The following is a 17,613-nucleotide window of genomic DNA, read 5'->3' on the forward strand; positions in this document are numbered from 1 at the left end:
AATTGAAAAAAGAAAATGTGAATGAAAAGGTTTTATCAAGATTTCAATATACAGCCGATGAAGTAATTGAAAAACCATTTAACTGGAAGCAAATGTTGCGGCTTTTCAGTTATATGAAGCCTTATCGTAAAAACCTTCTGCCTTTAGCAATATTAATGGTATTGATTAATACAGGAATTAGATTACTCATTCCGATTCTTATCGGGGTATATACACTTGATAGAGCATTGGTGGAAAAAGATAGCAATTTACTATTCGTGTTAGTAGCTGTTATTGCAGGTTTGTACCTAATCTCCTATGCGGCCAACTTCTTTCGAATAAAATGGATGAATATATTGGGTCAAAGCGTTATTTATGATTTAAGAAAGCATTTATTTACTCATGTCCAGACTCTTTCTCATCGCTTTTTTGATCAGCGCTCGGCAGGCTCAATTTTAGTAAGGATTATGAACGATATTAACTCCCTTCAGGAATTATTTACAAACGGTGTTATCAATTTATTAATGGATATCGTTTTGCTCATCGGTATTTGTGTCATCTTATTTTCATTAAGCCCAGAACTGACATTAGCGATCATGATCATTTTGCCGATTATGTTCTTCATTTCAACATCCTTGAGAAGAAATATTAGGAGATCGTGGCAAGTAGTTCGGTTGAAGCAGTCTAAACTTAATTCACACTTGAATGAGAGTATACAAGGAATTAGGATCACTCAATCCTTTACACAGGAAAAAGAAAATATGGCTTTTTTTGATGGAGTTAATACAGAAAACTATGAGAGCTGGCGATCAGCCTCGCAAAAAAATGCCATGTTCAGACCGCTTGTCGAGCTGACTAATGCGTTAGGAACCGCCGTTTTAATCTGGTATGGAGCCCATTTAATCCAAAGTGACACGATATCGATTGGATATTTTGTATCCTTTGCTTTTTATCTTGGGATGTTTTGGGAACCAATATCACGGCTTGGAATGGTTTACAATCAATTATTAATGGGGATGGCATCATCCGAGCGAATTTTTGAATTTTTGGATGAGCGTCCAAATGTCGGTGAAAAGGAAAATGCTTTTCGTTTAGAAGAAATTCAAGGACATATTGAATTCAAAAATGTGGAATTTTCATATGATCAAAGACGTCCCGCACTGCAAAATATTAATTTAGAAATTAAGGCTGGGCAAACAATTGCTTTAGTTGGTCATACGGGATCTGGAAAAACGACGATTGCTAATCTTATTAGCCGCTTCTATGACCCGACTGGAGGAAAGGTAAAAATTGATCAATATGATTTAAGAGAAGTTTTATTAGCAAGTCTTAGACAACAAATTAGTATAGTGCTTCAAGAAACATTTATTTTTTCGGGGACCATACGTGATAATATCCGATTCGGACGGCCAAACGCGAGTGATGAAGAAGTTGCGGCGGCGGCAAAAGCAGTCGGAGCGCATACATTTATTATGAATTTAGCAAATGCCTATGAAACGGAGGTAGAGGAGCGGGGGAATATTTTATCTGTAGGTGAAAGGCAATTGATTTCCTTTGCTAGAGCTTTGCTCGCGAATCCTAGAATTCTCATTTTAGATGAAGCGACAGCGAGCATTGACACAGAGACAGAGGTTAAAATCCAAAAAGCCCTCAAATCCCTTTTGAAAGGGCGAACTGCGATTATCATTGCCCATCGCCTCTCGACCATTCGTGAAGCTGATCATATTTATGTACTTGATCATGGAGAAATTATTGAGCAAGGAAATCATGATGAGTTAATGGAACGGCAAGGGGAATACTATCATTTAGTTAAAGCCCAGTTTAATACGCTGAATGTTGGATAATAAGCCTCTTTTTGAGGCTTATTCAAATTTTCTACATTATTGTCTTGACCACTAACAGGCTGCGATAATACAATATGAAGATTAAATCAAACGTTGTGTTACAATAAAAGCTAAAGTAATTATTGTAAAAAGCCTGGAGGAATGATTTGTGAAAAAGGAATTTGCTGTGATTGGACTAGGACGATTCGGTGGAAGCATCTGTCGAGCGCTTGCTGAAGAAGGTATGGAAGTCATGGCAATTGATGTCGATGAGGATCGTGTAAACCAATTTTCAATGATTGCATCACATGCAGTAGTAGGGGATACAACGGATGAGTCAGTCATAAAAAGTCTAGGTCTTCGAAATTTTGATCATGTAATCGTTGCAATTGGAGATAATATACAGGCGAGTATTTTAACAACAATCATATTAAAAGAATTTGGTGTAAAGAAAATAACTGTAAAAGCACAAAATGATTATCACGAAAAGGTATTAAGAAAAATTGGTGCAGACCATGTCGTTCATCCTGAGCGGGATATGGGGAGACGAATTGCTCATAATATCGTTTCTAATAACGTGCTTGATTATCTTGAGCTTTCTGATGAACACAGTATTGTGGAAATTGTTGCTAATGATAAATTAAGCGGCCACACTTTAATTGATCTTGATATTCGAGCTAAATATGGAATTAATATTGTTGCGATTAAAAGAAAGAATGATATTATTGTTTCCCCGATCGCGGGTGAAGTCATTCAGCTGAACGATATTTTAATCGTTATTGGGGCAGATGTCGATATTAACCGATTTGAGAAGAAGGTAATGAGCTAAGTAGAAACGCGACGTCCTGTCGCATTGTCGACACTAGTACGTCCTGTACGTCGGGGGTAAGCGCTGAAGCTAGACAATAATAGAAAAGAGGAAGCAAAAAAAGCTGTAATTCGGATGAATTACAGCTTTTTCTTCTTAAACTTCCATGATAATTGGTAATATCATTGGTCGGCGTTTTGTTTTTTCGTAAAGGAATGGCGCCAAAGTATCTGTTATTTCATTTTTGATTTCTGACCATTGGGTCGTCTTTCGCTCCATAACTTTGCTCAAATGTTTCGTAATAAGAGCTTGGGCATCATTAATTAAATCTCCGGATTCTCTCATATAAACAAAGCCGCGCGAAATTAAGTCAGGTCCTGCAGCGATTTTGAAATCCTTCATATTAATGCTAACGACAACGACGACTAAACCTTCCTCAGAAAGAATTCGGCGATCCCTTAAGACGATATTGCCAATATCTCCGATGCCATTACCATCAATATATACAGAGCCAGAAGGGATTTTGCCTGCGACTTGGGCAGAATCTTCACTTAATGCTAATACCTCACCATTATCCATAATAAAGCAGTTTTCCTCATGGACTCCACAATCAACAGCAAGCTTAGCATGCATTTTTTGCATTCTATATTCTCCGTGAATTGGCATGAAGAATTTTGGCTTCATGAGTCTAAGCATTAGCTTTTGTTCTTGCTGTCCACCATGACCTGAAGTATGAATATCGCTTAATTTACCATAAATGACATCCGCACCCGCACGAGCAAGCATATCAATCGTTCTGCTCACACTAATTGTATTACCTGGAATTGGTGATGATGAGAAAACGACTGTATCACCTGGGTTAATTTGAATTTGACGATGTGTTCCATTAGCAATTCGAGAAAGGGCTGCCATCGGCTCACCTTGACTTCCAGTACAAAGAATTGTTACTTGGTTAGCTGGCAGGCGATTAATTTGCTGTGCATCGATAAAAGTATCCTTTGGAGCCTGAATATAGCCAAGATCTTGTCCGATATTAATGGCTGCTTCCATACTGCGTCCAAAGACAGCAATCTTTCTGCCGTTCAAAACGGCTGCTTCAGTTACTTGTTGTAATCGATGAATATTAGATGCAAAAGTCGCAAAAATAACACGGCCTTCTACTTTACGAAAAATGTCATTGATACTCTCGCCAACACGACGTTCTGACATTGTAAACTCGGGAATTTCGCTATTTGTGCTATCTGATAATAAGCAAAGAACTCCTTCTTTCCCGATTTCTGCCATTTTCGTTAAGTTAGCCGGTTCGCCAACAGGAGTAAAGTCAAATTTAAAGTCTCCTGTATGAACGATTTGGCCTGGCGGAGTTTTAACGACAATCCCGTATGAATCAGGAATACTATGGGTTGTCCGAAAAAATGTCACAGATGTTTTTCTGAATTTAATAATATCGTCTTCTTTAATTTCGTGCATTTTCGTTTGTCTTAGCAGACCATGCTCTTCTAATTTATTTCGCAGTAATCCAAGCGCCAGTTTTCCACCGTAAATTGGGATATTTACTTCTCTTAAAAGATAAGGAATTCCGCCGATATGGTCTTCGTGTCCGTGCGTTATGAATAGCCCTTTGATTTTGTCCTCATTTCTTACTAAGTAAGAATAGTCAGGAATAACATAATCAATTCCGAGCAGCTCGTCTTCAGGGAATTTGATACCCGCATCAATTAAAATAATTTCATCCTGAAATTGAACCGCATACGTATTTTTTCCGATTTCGCCAAGTCCACCTAGAGCGAAAACGGCTGTCTGGTCATTTTTAACAAATTTCATAATTTATCCTATCTCCAATACATTAAAGTCTTCATGTTGTTTTTCGAATTCTAAAAATGCTCCTCTTACTCCCGTGATATACTCGATATTATATGGTTTGTCCGCTAATTTCAGCCGTATATCTCTTTCAGATTCTCCTTCAACATAAATCGTTTGTGTTTTTTCACGCACAGGTACTTCCTTATTTGATGCTTGATAAAAAACTTTAAAAATCATAAAAAATCTCTCCTTCTTCCGAATAACTTTTTCTATTATATATAAAATTAACATGATTTTCATGTTTTTTCTTATTTTGTACAATTTTACTGTATGTAGGATTCCTTGTTTTAATAAGGAAGGAGCCCTTCGTTAAAATGAAGGGCTCAAAAGGTAATTTTAAGCAATAGTTTTTTTGCGAAGCATATCTCTCCACTGTTTTAAGAGCTTTTTTTTAAGCTTCTTTAACATTGTGGATCAACTCCTTACTTACTATTTTAAACAATCCTTGTCCAAAGTAAAGTAGTCAATGGTGGATAATAACGATTTGTTGTTTTTATTTTTATTATATGACAAAATTAATTTATATATCATGGGTAATTTTGGATTAATTTTAGAAAGGAATGTACGATTAATTGGGAAAAATTGTGTTTTTTGATATAGATGGAACCTTATTGGATAGTGATAAACAACTGCCGCAAACGACAAAAAAAGCATTACAACAATTAAAAGAAAACGGGGTATTTGTGGCCATTGCCACCGGTCGTGCTCCTTTTATGTTCGATAAATTACGTCAAGAGCTTGATATTGACTCTTTTATTAGCTTTAATGGGCAATATGTTGTTTTTGAAAATGAAGTCATTTATAAAAATAGTTTACCCGCAGCAGAAATTGACCGTTTAGTAGAATATGCAAACAAGAAGGAACATGCCTTAGTTTTTTTAAATGAAAAAGAGATGAAGTCCTCCGCTCTCGAAAATAAATTTATTGAAGAAAGTATTGGAAGCTTAAAATTCCCATACCCGGATAAAGATATTCATTTTTATAAAGAACAAGAAATATATCAAGCTCTCGTATTTGCGGAGGAACATGAAGATAAGGAATATGAAAGGAATTTTCCTAATTTCCGATTTATACGCTGGCACCAATTTTCAACAGATGTATTGCCTGCTGGAGGCTCTAAAGCTGAGGGGATCAAAATGATGATTGACCGTCTTGGCTTTGAAATGAAAGATGTGTATGCTTTTGGTGACGGATTGAACGATATTGAAATGCTCAAAACCGTTGGAACCGGAATTGCTATGGGCAATGCCTTGGATGAAGTGAAGTTAGCTGCTGATAACACAACGACTTCGGTAGAAAGCAACGGAATATGGAATGGTTTAAAAAGTTTAGCTTTAATTTAATGAAAAAGACTGAACACGGTTGTTCAGTCTTTTTATGTAAATTATTATTTTTCAATCGGCATCGCATTGTCCGTGATTTCAAAAGGGTTATCTTTATTTATATGGTCATAGAACATAATGCCATTTAAATGGTCAATTTCGTGCTGGAAGACAATGGCTAGCATCCCTTTTAGTCTTAACTTAACTTTCTCACCTTCTAAAGATACACCTTCTACAGTTATCCTAGCGTATCTTGGGACGTAACCTAAAATTGGTTCATCAACTGATAGGCAGCCTTCCCCTGATGTTAAATAAGTTCGTTCAACAGAGTGGCTTTTTATTTTTGGATTAAATAAAGCGTAATTGTGAAGAACGCCTTTTTCGTCCTTAAAATAGACTGCAATCATTCTTTTTGAAATATTAATTTGTGGGGCAGCTAAACCGATGCCCGCGCGGAGCCCGTATTTGTTAGCAATATCCGGATTTTGGCTGTTTTTCACAAATTCTAATAGGCTTTTTAATACTTCTTTATCTTCTTCAGATGGTGGAAGAGACACCTCTTCTGCAACCAATCTTAAAGTTGGGTGTCCATCTCGTATAATGTCCTTCATTGTTAACATGTGTTTCACTCCTGTGGCAAGTATTGCAATATTCTCATTCGAGAACGGTACAAGGCGCTTCTTCTTTTCTATAGTCTATCAAAGTAGAGATGAAATGTTAAATAAAAGAGAAGGTGCATTTTGCACCTTCTCGAAAAGTGTTAAATAAAGCAAGAACATCCTATAATGATGAGAAGAATGAACAATACAACGATTAGCGCGAAGCCCCCAAAGCCAAAGCCTACGCCACAGCCACAGCCTCCAAAACCGTATCCGCCATATCCGAACATGAAGGATAACCTCCCTAAAGTAAGATTTTCGTCACCTATAATATTTTTCTTATCGGACGATTAATACAGCCTATGTAGGAAGGTTTTTATTTGTGTAGGCCGCTGCCTAAAGACATAAATGAAAAATAAAAAGAATAGATTACTTAATAGACAAGCTTCTAGCGTATTGTAAAAAGACTTGGCAAAAGCTATAGTTAAATTGTTCTAATTAAGGAGGTCTCTCGCGTGTCGATGTCTAATAAAAGCAGTCTATTGCTAGTTTGTATGATTGTCGTTTTTATTTTATCCGGATGTTTAAACGAACAAAATCCTATAGAAAAAGTGTATGAAGTATTGGAAAAGGTTGTAGAATCGGAACAAGCATTTGAAGAACAGCAAGAACCGCTTATCGAGTTAGAAAAAAAGGAAAAGAAGATTTATGATCAAATTATTTCACTTGGAATGAAAGAGTTCCCTGAAGTTTCAAAGCTTTCCGACGAAGCAACTGTAATTGTTGACGATAGAAAAAAACATATATTGAAGGAACATGAAAGCATCAAAGCTTCAGAAAAAGAATTTCGAGCATTAACGGAAATAATTGACGAAATTGATGAGCCAGAACAGAAAGAAAAATCGCAAAAACTATTTGATATTATGATAGAAAGATATGCGATTTATGATGATTTATTTCAACATTACTCGAAAGCACTTGAACTGGATAAACAACTATATTCCATGTTTAAAAACAAAGACATCAATTTAATGGACATAGATGAGCAAATTACAAAAATCAATGAAGTATATGGAAAAATAATAGAAGCAAATGAAAGATTTAATGAAAAAACGAAGGAATATAATGATACAAAATTATCCTTCTATAAAGAATCAGGTTTAAATGTAAAATGGAAGGAATAAATGACTAGGGTAGCATTCAAGGAATGCTACCCTAAAGTTTTTTTGCGAAAAATGTTTTTAGTATAATATTTTTAAATTATCTGATATGTGTTATAACACACTTGTGATTTTCACGCTTTTTATAGAACAGGATTTTATAAGAATATAATACAGATTAAAATAAAAAAGAATATAAAAAACGTGAAAACGCTGTAAAAACAAGTTGAAAGTTCATTGACACAAGGAAACTCATGTTTTAAACTTAAATCATAATCAAAAGTGTGTATCAATTATGTTGCAAATTTTACTGATACAGAATAAGATAGATTATGGGTTAACAATCTTAACAATGTTTTCTATTATTACTTTGTTTTGGGCAACCTAAATAATGTATGAATATTAATGATGACGTCTTTTTAAAAGAACGGAAAGGGTGATTCGCATGGCTTCTAAAACAAGATTGGCACAATTAGATGTCAAGAATAAGCTTGAACAAGTTGAAGAACAATTTCAAACGTTTCAAATTCTGAATGAGGAAGGTAAAATCGTTAATGAATCTGCGATGCCGGATTTAAGTGATGAGCAACTTCAAGAATTAATGCGCCGCATGGTGTATACACGTATTCTTGATCAACGCTCTATTTCATTAAATAGACAAGGAAGACTTGGATTTTATGCACCTACAGCTGGTCAAGAAGCTTCCCAATTAGCTTCCCAATTTGCTTTAGAGAAAGAAGACTTCATTTTGCCTGGATACCGTGATGTTCCGCAAATGATTTGGCATGGCCTGCCGTTATCTCAAGCCTTCTTATGGTCAAGAGGACATTATGCGGGAGGAAACATTCCAGAGGGTGTAAATGTAATCGCTCCCCAAATTATTATCGGTGCTCAATACATTCAAGTAGCAGGGGTTGCGCTTGGAATGAAAAAACGCGGAACGAAAGCAGTTGCCATTACTTATACAGGTGACGGCGGAACATCTCAAGGTGATTTCTATGAGGGAATCAACTTTGCGGGTGCTTATAAAGCTCCAGCTATTTTCATTATTCAAAATAATAGATTTGCAATCTCGACACCAGTTTCTGCGCAAACAGCGGCTAAGACGCTTGCTCAAAAGGCAGTAGCAGCAGGGATCCCTGGTATTCAAGTAGATGGTATGGATCCATTGGCTGTTTATGTTGCTGTTCGCGAAGCTCGTGAGCGTGCGATCAACGGAGAAGGACCTACTTTAATTGAGACTCTAACATACCGTTACGGTCCTCACACAATGGCAGGGGACGATCCAACACGCTACCGTACATCTGACCTTGATAATGAGTGGGAAAAGAAAGATCCGCTTGTCCGCTTCCGTAAGTTCCTAGAAGATAAGGGAATCTGGAATGAGGAAAAGGAAAATGAAATCATTGAAAAAGCAAAAGAAGATATTAAGGTAGCTATTAAACAAGCAGATGATACACCAAAACAAAAAGTAACAGATCTCATTTCAATTATGCATGAAGAAGCGGGAATGCCTTATAACTTAAAAGAACAATATGAAATATATAAAGAAAAGGAGTCGAAGTAAGCCATGGCGCAAATGACTATGATTCAGGCAATTACTGATGCTTTACGCACAGAGTTGCAAAATGATCCGAATGTATTAGTGTTCGGAGAAGATGTGGGCGTAAACGGCGGGGTATTCCGTGCAACTGAAGGCCTTCAAAAAGAATTCGGCGAAGAACGCGTATTTGATACGCCTTTAGCAGAATCTGGAATCGGCGGTCTTGCGGTTGGTCTTAGCTTACAAGGCTTCCGTCCAGTACCTGAAATTCAGTTTTTTGGATTCGTCTATGAAGTAATTGATTCAATTTCCGGTCAGCTGGCACGTATGCGTTATCGTTCTGGCGGAAGATATAATGCCCCTGTAACAATCCGTTCACCTTTTGGCGGCGGCGTACAAACACCGGAAATGCATGCGGATAGTTTAGAAGGCTTAATGGCTCAACAGCCTGGAGTAAAGGTTGTTATTCCATCAACACCGTATGATGCTAAAGGACTGTTAATTTCAGCTATTCGTGATAATGACCCTGTTATTTTCCTTGAGCATATGAAATTATACCGTTCGTTCCGTCAAGAAGTGCCTGAGGAAGAGTACACAATTCCATTAGGAAAAGCAGAAGTGAAACGTGAAGGTAATGACTTGTCAATCATTAGTTATGGTGCAATGGTCCATGAAGCATTGAAGGCTGCCGAAGAGCTCGAAAAGGAAGGTTATTCTGCAGAAGTAATTGATTTACGTACTGTGTCACCACTTGATATTGAAACAATTATCGCCTCTGTAGAAAAGACAGGACGTGCGATTGTTGTTCAAGAGGCTCAAAAACAAGCTGGTATTGCTGCTAATGTTGTAGCAGAAATTAATGACCGTGCTATTCTAAGTCTTGAGGCTCCTGTACTACGTGTTGCAGCTCCAGATACTGTTTATGCATTTCCACAAGCAGAAGCAGTTTGGCTGCCAAACTTTAAGGATATTATTGAAACGGGTAAAAAAGTTTTAACTTTCTAAGACCGAATAAATACTTTTACATGTGAAAGGTGAGTTTGAATTAGAAATCGGCCTATCGCCGATTTCTTCCATTCCAACTTCTAATCTCTCACAATTAGAATGGAGGATGATTCTAAATGTCATTTCAATTTAAATTGCCTGACATTGGTGAAGGGATCCACGAAGGGGAAATCGTGAAGTGGTTCGTTAAAACAGGCGATAAAGTACAAGAAGATGATGTATTATGCGAAGTACAGAATGATAAAGCAGTTGTAGAAATTCCTTCACCTGTTGCGGGAACAGTCGAAGAGATTTTAGTAGGAGAAGGAACCGTGGCAACTGTAGGGCAAGTCCTGATTACATTTGATGCACCCGGCTATGAGGATTTAAAATTCAAAGGTGACGAACATGAGGAAGACAAGCCTGCAGAACAAGCTGCTGATAAACAGGCTGAAGCTGCTGTGAATCAAGCCGATAATCAAGCAGAAGTTAAACCGGATCGCCGTATTATAGCAATGCCTTCCGTTCGTAAATATGCTCGTGAAAAAGGTGTTGACATTCGCCAAGTAGCTGGAAGCGGAAATAATGGGCGTGTCTTAAAAGCTGATATTGATGCTTTCTTAACTGGCGGAGTTCAGGCTCAGCAACCTGTGGCACAAGAACAGCCATTGGTACAAGAGCAAGAAGTGGCAGTACAAGAACAAGTTGCATCTGTGGAAGTTAAAAAGGTTGTCCTAGAAGGACAATATCCTGAAACACGTGAAAAAATGAGCGGCATTCGCAAAGCAATTGCAAAAGCAATGGTGAATTCGAAGCATACAGCCCCTCATGTTACTTTAATGGATGAAATTGAAGTGACGAAGCTTGTGGCTCATCGTAAGAAGTTTAAAGAAGTAGCTGCGAATAAAGGAATTAAACTAACATTCCTTCCATATGTGGTGAAAGCATTAACGAGTGCTTTACGTGAATATCCGGTGTTTAATACGTCGATTGATGATTCTACTTCAGAAATCATTCAAAAGCATTATTACAATATCGGAATTGCAGCCGATACCGAAAAGGGCCTTTTAGTACCTGTTGTAAAAGATGCTGATCGTAAATCTATCTTCGCCATTTCTGATGAAATTAGTGATCTAGCGACGAAAGCACGTGACGGTAAGTTAACTTCAGAGGAAATGAAAGGTGCTTCCTGCACAATTACTAATATCGGATCAGCAGGCGGACAATGGTTTACTCCTGTTATCAATCACCCAGAAGTTGCGATTTTAGGCATAGGCCGTATTTCAGAAAAGCCAATTGTTAAAGATGGCGAAATTGTTGCAGCCCCAGTATTAACTTTATCATTAAGCTTTGACCATCGTATTATCGATGGAGCAACAGCCCAAAATGCGCTAAATCATATTAAACGTTTATTAAACGATCCAGAACTATTGTTAATGGAGGCATAAAAAATGGTAGTAGGAGATTTCCCAATCGAAACAGATACAATTGTCATTGGCTCAGGTCCTGGCGGGTATGTTGCTGCTATTCGTGCAGCACAGCTTGGTCAAAAAGTGACTATCGTAGAGAAAGCAACTTTAGGCGGAGTTTGCTTAAATGTTGGGTGTATCCCATCAAAAGCATTGATTGCCGCAGGGCACCGTTATGAAACAGCTAAGCATTCTGATTCAATTGGGATTACAGCTGAGAATGTCAAAGTTGATTTTTCAAAAGTACAGGAATTTAAAGCCGGCGTCGTGAAAAAACTTACTGGCGGAGTGGAAGGTCTTTTAAAAGGAAATAAAATTGATATTGTCCGTGGCGAAGCATATTTTGTTGATGCCAACACTTTACGTGTTATGGATGAAAACTCAGCGCAAACATATACTTTTAAAAATGCGATCATTGCAACAGGTTCACGTCCAATTGAGCTTCCAACTTTTAAATATTCAAAGCGTGTTCTAGATTCTACAGGGGCACTTTCTCTTCAGGAAATTCCTGAAAAAATCGCTGTTATTGGCGGCGGGGTAATTGGAATTGAACTTGGCGGTGCATATGCGAATTTCGGAACACAGGTAACAATCCTTGAAGGCGCAGATGATATCCTCCTAGGTTTTGAAAAGCAAATGACGGCACTTGTAAAACGTAATCTTAAGAAAAAAGGTGCCGAAATCATTACGAAAGCACTTGCAAAAGGTGTTGAAGAAACTGAAAATGGTGTCACTTTGAAGTATGAGGTTAAAGGTGAAGAGAAAACTCTTGAAGCTGATTATCTCTTTGTCATGGTAGGAAGACGTCCAAATACTGACGAATTAGGCTTAGAGCAAGTGGGCATTAAAATGAGTGACCGTGGCGTTATAGAAATTGATAAGCAATGCCGTACTAATATCAGTAATATTTATGCAATGGGTGACATTGTTCCTGGTCCTCAATTAGCTCATAAAGCCTCATATGAAGGGAAAATTGCCGCTGAGGCCATTTCAGGACATAGCTCAGAAATTGACTATTTAGGCATTCCTGCGGTTGTATTCTCAGATCCTGAACTCGCTTCAGTAGGGTATACTGAACAGCAAGCGAAGGAAGAGGGCATTGAAGTAAATGCGGCTAAGTTCCCATTTGCAGCAAATGGCCGTGCGCTAGCATTGGATGCAACTGACGGGTTTGTTAAGCTTATTACTCGCAAAGAAGACGGTTTAGTTATTGGTGCTCAAATTGCTGGTGCGAGTGCATCAGATATGATTGCTGAATTAGGCTTAGCTATCGAAGCAGGGATGACTGCCGAAGACTTAGCGATGACTATTCATGCGCACCCAACATTAGGGGAAATCACAATGGAAGCTGCAGAGGTTGCACTTGGCAGTCCAATCCATATTATTAAATAAATGCCTAAACAAAAACCCTTTCTCATTGGAAAGGGTTTTTGTTTGTCTAGCTCCACAAGGAACGCCTCGGCTTTTCTATTATGTACTAATTTTTTAATGCCTCAGCTAACGGTTTTATTATTTTCTCTGTTGAAGTATTCCCGTTAATATTTACGAGTACTTTGTCTTTATAAATTAATAAGATCGCGGGACAGCTTTGAACATCAAATACATCGTAATATTTTTTAGCGTTTTCAGCCGTAATTATTTTCATGTTTTTAATTTCGGCTGGAAAATCCCTCTTTAACTCTATAATAGCATCATAATAAGATGCTTCCTGTTTATAATCCTTTTCATTCGAGAAAAAGACGATTTGTTTGCTGTTTTTATCAAAAATTAGCTCTTCATTATGTTTAATTTTTTGACATGAGGTAATAAACAAGAGAGATGCTATGAATAAACATGGCAATCTTTTCACATTCCATTCCCTCACTTTACCATTTCTTGTATTTAACAGGATTTTATCATAAAAATTTGAATAATTTGACTTGTTACTTAAATGTTACAAAAATGAAAAATAAGATTGGCTGGTCCTACATATATATGTAAGACATACATTTTATCTTAAGGATGATTATTATCAATAAATTAATTCATAAATAAGAGTATGAAAAATTGATCAATCTGGTGGTGAGAAAATGAAGGTATATATCGCAATGCTTCTCCAGCTAATGATTTGGAGTGGCTACACCTTTATTGAATGGTTATCGAAATACGATCAGCTTCTTTTTAAAGTGCTGATGTTCTTCGTATTTTTTTATTTAGCCATCATCATTGGAAATTATATTATGAAATCTATAAGAAAGACATGTTTTGTAACAGCCTTAAGCTTGTCCTTATATGGTTCATTGCACTTAACGATGTCATTAATGGGGGTATGAGGAGAAATTAGGATGGGGAGTGAAAAGAGCCATTAATTAGGCTCTTTTTCCTTCCTTCCAATGAATAATCTTATAATAATACTGTAAAATGCGAATAAGAGCAGAAAGAAACAAATAAAAGAAAAAAGAAATGGGGTAACTTTAAAATTTGTTTCTGTCTCAAATGGGGACATAAATTTTACTTCTAAAGGATATTGCTCTTCATCCTGTGGAAGGGTAGCTTTTTGTACGGCAAAAGGGAAAGGTCCGCCGAAAACTAAACTTTGATGTAAGTCTGCAGGCTTTTCTTCAAAATAAGAATAAAAAATAAATGGAGATACCACCGTAATAGTTAAAGCTAAAATTCCAAATACGATCAACCTATTTCTTAACAAAATATTCACCTCATAAAATAGCAAAATAGAAGAACAGCCTGAGCTGTTCTTCTACATATTAATTTGGTTACTTTCTTGGATAAAAATACATGATTCTACCATTAAACAAATGCAATTCACCTTTAAGTTTCTTAGCCAAAAATCGGCAAAACTCATTTGCTTTTCCCTTATCCCCAAATGTAGCTGAGTCTGGTAATGTTATTTGAATATATGTTTGATTCCGTTCTGACCCATCTTCTTCGCGAACTGTTTCTTTATCAACCCCAAGTAAAATCGCATGATAACGGTCATGATCGGAGTGAAGGTAAAACCACTTTCCCTTGCCCTCAGGCTTTTCTTTAATTTCATACGGGAAAGCAGCTTCGTTGTACTTCCAATCGACTTGTGTACCTGTTTTTAAAGTGATTTCTTTAAAATAATGAAATAACTCTTTTACTTCATCTGTTGATATTATTTCTTTTTCTGATGAAGGCACAAGTTTTATGTACGCATGGCTCGCCAACATCCATCCCCCGCTTTACTTATTTGTCTAGTTCCAGCGGCTACCCCCGACGTACAGGATGTACTAGTGTCGACAATGCGACAGGACGTCGCGTTTTTGTCGACCTCGAGGTCATAAGCCAATCAGCCAAGAAGGTTAAAGAACAACCTTCCTGTCTGCTTGACTTATGCTTGTCGGGGGTGATCAAGCCACTTCCACTTTTCTTATATTCTATTCTCATTCTAGCATTGAATAAAAACGAATGACAGCTTAAAAAAAGAATTTTCACAAAGTCATTGTAAAATATGAAAAAATGTTTTATAATAATATTCTAAATATTAATAATATTAAAGGAGGAGTTATATGAATCAATTTGAAAGGCTCTATGATGAGCATGAGAATGTTAAGGTACGATTCGTTGGATTTACAACAGAGCACACAAGGTATGATTTTGGAATCGTATACACAAATTTATTTTTCGGAAAGCCTCTCGTTGTTTGCATGCAAACTGGCCGCTCAACCCTCCTCGACCCTAAGGACCTCGAAGATCCTGAACATTTACAGCATGCTTTCAAAATTGAAAATCACCTACAAGCAGAAGATTTATGTGAATTCTTAAAAATCACTTTACCAAGTACTACTTTTCACACTCAATACGAATGAATGGAGCAGGCTAATTTTAGCCTGTTTTATTTCATTTTTATACGAAAAAATGTGTCATACTAAAGTGTTCACTTTTTAATTAAGCTATACAATTGACCCTTGATAAAACAATAGTGTTATATTATTATGTAGTTAATGATGATAAAGCGTTTACAAATCATTTATCTAAGTGATAAAGGGGAATGAAGGATGGGTACAATAGTATGCCAAACATGTAATTCTACAATTGATTATTTTGAAGATGAAAAAGTAACAGTTTTATACTCTAAAGGTGAGTGCGGCTGTTGCGAAGAGAAGCACCAACTAGAAGAATTAAATTAATCATTTTTTATACACTAAATCCTTTCCCTTCAGAAAGGATTTTTCTTTAGCTAAAGAATACTTTATAAAAAAACTATGCAGCCATCTGGACTGCATAGTTTTTTACTGGGCAACTTTATTTCGCGTTTTATCTGATCGCTTTATATTCTTTAATGACGCGAAGATATTTAAAATCATAATCCTCTGGTCCTTGAACAGGGAGTCCAGCTTCCATATTTGTTTTTATATAGGTTAAATTTTCTTTTGTAATGATTTCACCAGGAATAAATATAGGGATTCCAGGCGGGTAGACCATAATAAATTCTGCAATAATTCTTCCTTCCGATTTGTCAAAAGGAACTAGTTCCGTCTCTGAGTAAAAAGCATCACGTGGAGATAGAGCCAAAACAGGGATATCTGGCAAAAGTACCTGTGTTTCACGTTTCTCCGTCATCCCGTGTCTTTCATTTGATAATTCTTGAAGCGCCATAACTAACATATCAGCTTCGTACTTTGTATCACCAGGAGTAACGATACAGAGGATGTTATAAAGATCTGACATTTCCACTTCAATATTATATTTTTCCCGAAGCCATTTTTCTACATCGAATCCACTCAAGCCTAAATCTTTAACAGAAATGATCAATTTTGTCGGATCAAATCCATGTGCTGCATCTGTGCCGATAATCTCTTCTCCAATACAATGAATATGTTCAATTTCATTAATGCGACTGCGAATCGATTGTGCTAAGGAAATAGCATAATCAATTAGCTCTTTTCCTTCTGTAGCAAGACGCTTTCTTGCGACATCTAAAGATGCAAGTAATAAATAGGAAGTAGACGTGGTCGTCAACATACTTAAGATGGATTGCACTCTTTTTGCGGAAACAAGATTGCCTTTCAGATTTAAAATGGAGCTTTGAGTCATTGAGCCTCCAAGTTTATGAACACTTGTAGCTGCTAAATCAGCACCAGCTTGCATCGCAGATAAAGGGAGTTCATCATGAAAATGAATATGCACACCATGGGCTTCATCAACGAGAACAGGTACATTATAGGAATGAGCAATTTCAACTATGTTTTTTAAATCTGCAGCGATGCCGAAATAAGTTGGATTGATAACTAAGACGCCTTTCGCATCTGGATGCTGTTCAAGAGCCCTTGAAACGGATTCAGTTGTAATCCCATGAGATATACCAAGATTTTCATCAATTTCAGGATGAATAAAAATCGGGGTTGCACCTGAAAAAACAATCGCTGACATAACAGATTTATGAACATTTCTTGGAACGATAATCTTTTCCCCAGGGCCGCATACAGCCATAACCATTGTCATTATTGCTCCGCTCGTTCCCTGAACAGAGAAGAAGGTTTTGTCAGCACCGAATGCCTCAGCTGCCAAGTCTTGAGCTTCTTTAATCATTCCTTTTGGCTGATGAAGGTCATCAAGGGGACCGATATTAATAAGATCGATTGAAAGAGCATTATCACCAATGAATTCTCTAAATTCAGGATCAATTCCTGCTCCCTTTTTATGACCAGGTATATGAAATTGGATTGGATTTTTTTTTGCATGTGCCAATAAGCCGCTAAATAACGGTGTTTCTAATTGTGACAATTTATTTCCACACCTCTTTAATTAATAATAAGACTGTTTTAAAGCTTAATGTTAATATTTGTACTTGTTGATTGTAGCGGAAGGCGCGAGCCTCCTGCGGGAAAAGCGTGTCTAGATGAGGCTCCCCGCCCGCCCGCGGAAAGCGAGCGCCTGCAGCGGAAATCAACAGCTACGTTTAACATAGCCAATAATATAAAAAAGTCATAAAACATTTGAATTATAGCACTATTCGTTTTCTTTGCATAGAAAATTTCTAGGCAATTCGGCAAATATTTTTTAGATTAAATTCTCATGTTTATTTAGTTTGAGATGTAT

General features: G+C 37.0%; 19 protein-coding genes. 11 read left to right on the forward strand and 8 right to left on the reverse strand.

What is annotated here, in order from left to right:
* The first annotated feature begins 2 nt into the window (after positions 1-2).
* Positions 3-1,823 carry an ABC transporter ATP-binding protein gene (locus F7731_RS06920; protein WP_151534031.1) on the forward strand — a complete coding sequence of 607 codons (1,821 nt, stop codon included), beginning with the start codon at positions 3-5 and terminating at the stop codon, positions 1,821-1,823.
* A 148-nt stretch (positions 1,824-1,971) separates the two neighbouring features.
* A complete protein-coding gene (locus F7731_RS06925; protein WP_151534032.1) occupies positions 1,972-2,631 on the forward strand; it encodes a potassium channel family protein in 660 nt (219 codons plus the stop codon).
* Between the two features lie 135 nt (positions 2,632-2,766).
* On the opposite strand, the gene rnjA is transcribed toward F7731_RS06925, so the two are convergent.
* Positions 2,767-4,434 (reverse strand): ribonuclease J1, encoded by a 1,668-nt coding sequence (rnjA, locus tag F7731_RS06930; protein WP_151534033.1) that lies wholly within the window; start codon positions 4,432-4,434, stop codon positions 2,767-2,769.
* Positions 4,435-4,437: 3 nt separating this feature from the next.
* Entirely contained in the window at positions 4,438-4,650 is a 213-nt protein-coding gene (locus F7731_RS06935; RefSeq protein WP_151534034.1) for a DNA-dependent RNA polymerase subunit epsilon, read from the reverse strand.
* Positions 4,651-5,045: 395 nt separating this feature from the next.
* On the opposite strand from F7731_RS06935, the gene F7731_RS06940 reads away from it, so the two are divergent.
* Positions 5,046-5,816: a Cof-type HAD-IIB family hydrolase gene (locus F7731_RS06940; RefSeq protein WP_151534035.1), complete on the forward strand. Its 771-nt coding sequence runs from the start codon at positions 5,046-5,048 to the stop codon at positions 5,814-5,816.
* 44 nt (positions 5,817-5,860) lie between these two features.
* Here the strand turns inward: F7731_RS06940 and def are convergent, their stop codons facing one another.
* Together def and F7731_RS06950 are read right to left on the reverse strand one after the other, a co-directional pair.
* Complete coding sequence (gene def / locus F7731_RS06945) at positions 5,861-6,415, reverse strand: peptide deformylase (protein WP_151534036.1); 555 nt, start codon at positions 6,413-6,415, stop codon at positions 5,861-5,863.
* A gap of 140 nt (positions 6,416-6,555) precedes the next feature.
* Entirely contained in the window at positions 6,556-6,684 is a 129-nt protein-coding gene (locus tag F7731_RS06950; protein WP_151534037.1) for a YjcZ family sporulation protein, read from the reverse strand.
* A 231-nt stretch (positions 6,685-6,915) separates the two neighbouring features.
* On the opposite strand from F7731_RS06950, the gene F7731_RS06955 reads away from it, so the two are divergent.
* The 5 genes from F7731_RS06955 (at position 6,916) to lpdA (ending at position 12,942) form a co-directional block, all read left to right on the forward strand.
* Entirely contained in the window at positions 6,916-7,578 is a 663-nt protein-coding gene (locus tag F7731_RS06955) for a YkyA family protein (protein WP_151534422.1), read from the forward strand.
* A 421-nt stretch (positions 7,579-7,999) separates the two neighbouring features.
* Positions 8,000-9,121, forward strand: coding sequence for a pyruvate dehydrogenase (acetyl-transferring) E1 component subunit alpha (pdhA, locus tag F7731_RS06960; RefSeq protein ID WP_151534038.1), 1,122 nt, complete (start codon positions 8,000-8,002; stop codon positions 9,119-9,121).
* Between the two features lie 3 nt (positions 9,122-9,124).
* The gene (locus tag F7731_RS06965) at positions 9,125-10,102 is read left to right on the forward strand and encodes an alpha-ketoacid dehydrogenase subunit beta (protein ID WP_151534039.1); all 978 of its coding nucleotides are present in this window, start codon (positions 9,125-9,127) and stop codon (positions 10,100-10,102) included.
* A gap of 116 nt (positions 10,103-10,218) precedes the next feature.
* The gene (locus F7731_RS06970) at positions 10,219-11,529 is read left to right on the forward strand and encodes a dihydrolipoamide acetyltransferase family protein (RefSeq protein WP_151534040.1); all 1,311 of its coding nucleotides are present in this window, start codon (positions 10,219-10,221) and stop codon (positions 11,527-11,529) included.
* Between the two features lie 3 nt (positions 11,530-11,532).
* Complete coding sequence (gene lpdA, locus F7731_RS06975) at positions 11,533-12,942, forward strand: dihydrolipoyl dehydrogenase (RefSeq protein WP_151534041.1); 1,410 nt, start codon at positions 11,533-11,535, stop codon at positions 12,940-12,942.
* A gap of 85 nt (positions 12,943-13,027) precedes the next feature.
* On the opposite strand, the gene F7731_RS06980 is transcribed toward lpdA, so the two are convergent.
* Entirely contained in the window at positions 13,028-13,399 is a 372-nt protein-coding gene (locus F7731_RS06980; protein ID WP_151534042.1) for a small peptidoglycan-associated lipoprotein, read from the reverse strand.
* A 220-nt stretch (positions 13,400-13,619) separates the two neighbouring features.
* Between F7731_RS06980 and F7731_RS06985 the strand changes: the two genes are divergently transcribed.
* Positions 13,620-13,862: a hypothetical protein gene (locus tag F7731_RS06985; RefSeq protein WP_151534043.1), complete on the forward strand. Its 243-nt coding sequence runs from the start codon at positions 13,620-13,622 to the stop codon at positions 13,860-13,862.
* A gap of 32 nt (positions 13,863-13,894) precedes the next feature.
* Here the strand turns inward: F7731_RS06985 and F7731_RS06990 are convergent, their stop codons facing one another.
* Both F7731_RS06990 and F7731_RS06995 read right to left on the reverse strand, forming a co-directional pair.
* A complete protein-coding gene (locus F7731_RS06990; RefSeq protein ID WP_151534044.1) occupies positions 13,895-14,236 on the reverse strand; it encodes a hypothetical protein in 342 nt (113 codons plus the stop codon).
* Between the two features lie 67 nt (positions 14,237-14,303).
* Positions 14,304-14,738 carry a DUF1885 family protein gene (locus F7731_RS06995; protein ID WP_246197151.1) on the reverse strand — a complete coding sequence of 145 codons (435 nt, stop codon included), beginning with the start codon at positions 14,736-14,738 and terminating at the stop codon, positions 14,304-14,306.
* Positions 14,739-15,080: 342 nt separating this feature from the next.
* Between F7731_RS06995 and F7731_RS07005 the strand changes: the two genes are divergently transcribed.
* The gene (locus tag F7731_RS07005; RefSeq protein ID WP_151534047.1) at positions 15,081-15,380 is read left to right on the forward strand and encodes a DUF3055 domain-containing protein; all 300 of its coding nucleotides are present in this window, start codon (positions 15,081-15,083) and stop codon (positions 15,378-15,380) included.
* 189 nt (positions 15,381-15,569) lie between these two features.
* The gene (locus F7731_RS07010) at positions 15,570-15,701 is read left to right on the forward strand and encodes a GapA-binding peptide SR1P (RefSeq protein ID WP_151534048.1); all 132 of its coding nucleotides are present in this window, start codon (positions 15,570-15,572) and stop codon (positions 15,699-15,701) included.
* 127 nt (positions 15,702-15,828) lie between these two features.
* Here the strand turns inward: F7731_RS07010 and F7731_RS07015 are convergent, their stop codons facing one another.
* Complete coding sequence (locus tag F7731_RS07015) at positions 15,829-17,298, reverse strand: aminotransferase class I/II-fold pyridoxal phosphate-dependent enzyme (RefSeq protein ID WP_151534049.1); 1,470 nt, start codon at positions 17,296-17,298, stop codon at positions 15,829-15,831.
* Positions 17,299-17,613: the final 315 nt, after the last annotated feature.

It is taken from the genome of Cytobacillus depressus (assembly GCF_008923245.1).
Taxonomy (GTDB): Bacteria; Bacillota; Bacilli; order Bacillales; family Cytobacillaceae; genus Cytobacillus; species Cytobacillus depressus.

What these genes read in the sequence shown, in the direction of transcription:
- rnjA (WP_151534033.1), bottom strand. Translation starts at nt 4,434, where the DNA reads ATGAAATTTGTTAAAAATGACCAGACAGCCGTTTTCGCTCTAGGTGGA.
- F7731_RS06935 (WP_151534034.1), bottom strand. Translation starts at nt 4,650, where the DNA reads ATGATTTTTAAAGTTTTTTATCAAGCATCAAATAAGGAAGTACCTGTG.
- def (WP_151534036.1), bottom strand. Translation starts at nt 6,415, where the DNA reads ATGTTAACAATGAAGGACATTATACGAGATGGACACCCAACTTTAAGA.
- F7731_RS06950 (WP_151534037.1), bottom strand. Translation starts at nt 6,684, where the DNA reads ATGTTCGGATATGGCGGATACGGTTTTGGAGGCTGTGGCTGTGGCGTA.
- F7731_RS06955 (WP_151534422.1), top strand. Translation starts at nt 6,916, where the DNA reads ATGTCTAATAAAAGCAGTCTATTGCTAGTTTGTATGATTGTCGTTTTT.
- pdhA (WP_151534038.1), top strand. Translation starts at nt 8,000, where the DNA reads ATGGCTTCTAAAACAAGATTGGCACAATTAGATGTCAAGAATAAGCTT.
- F7731_RS06965 (WP_151534039.1), top strand. Translation starts at nt 9,125, where the DNA reads ATGGCGCAAATGACTATGATTCAGGCAATTACTGATGCTTTACGCACA.
- F7731_RS06970 (WP_151534040.1), top strand. Translation starts at nt 10,219, where the DNA reads ATGTCATTTCAATTTAAATTGCCTGACATTGGTGAAGGGATCCACGAA.
- lpdA (WP_151534041.1), top strand. Translation starts at nt 11,533, where the DNA reads ATGGTAGTAGGAGATTTCCCAATCGAAACAGATACAATTGTCATTGGC.
- F7731_RS06985 (WP_151534043.1), top strand. Translation starts at nt 13,620, where the DNA reads ATGAAGGTATATATCGCAATGCTTCTCCAGCTAATGATTTGGAGTGGC.
- F7731_RS07005 (WP_151534047.1), top strand. Translation starts at nt 15,081, where the DNA reads ATGAATCAATTTGAAAGGCTCTATGATGAGCATGAGAATGTTAAGGTA.
- F7731_RS07010 (WP_151534048.1), top strand. Translation starts at nt 15,570, where the DNA reads ATGGGTACAATAGTATGCCAAACATGTAATTCTACAATTGATTATTTT.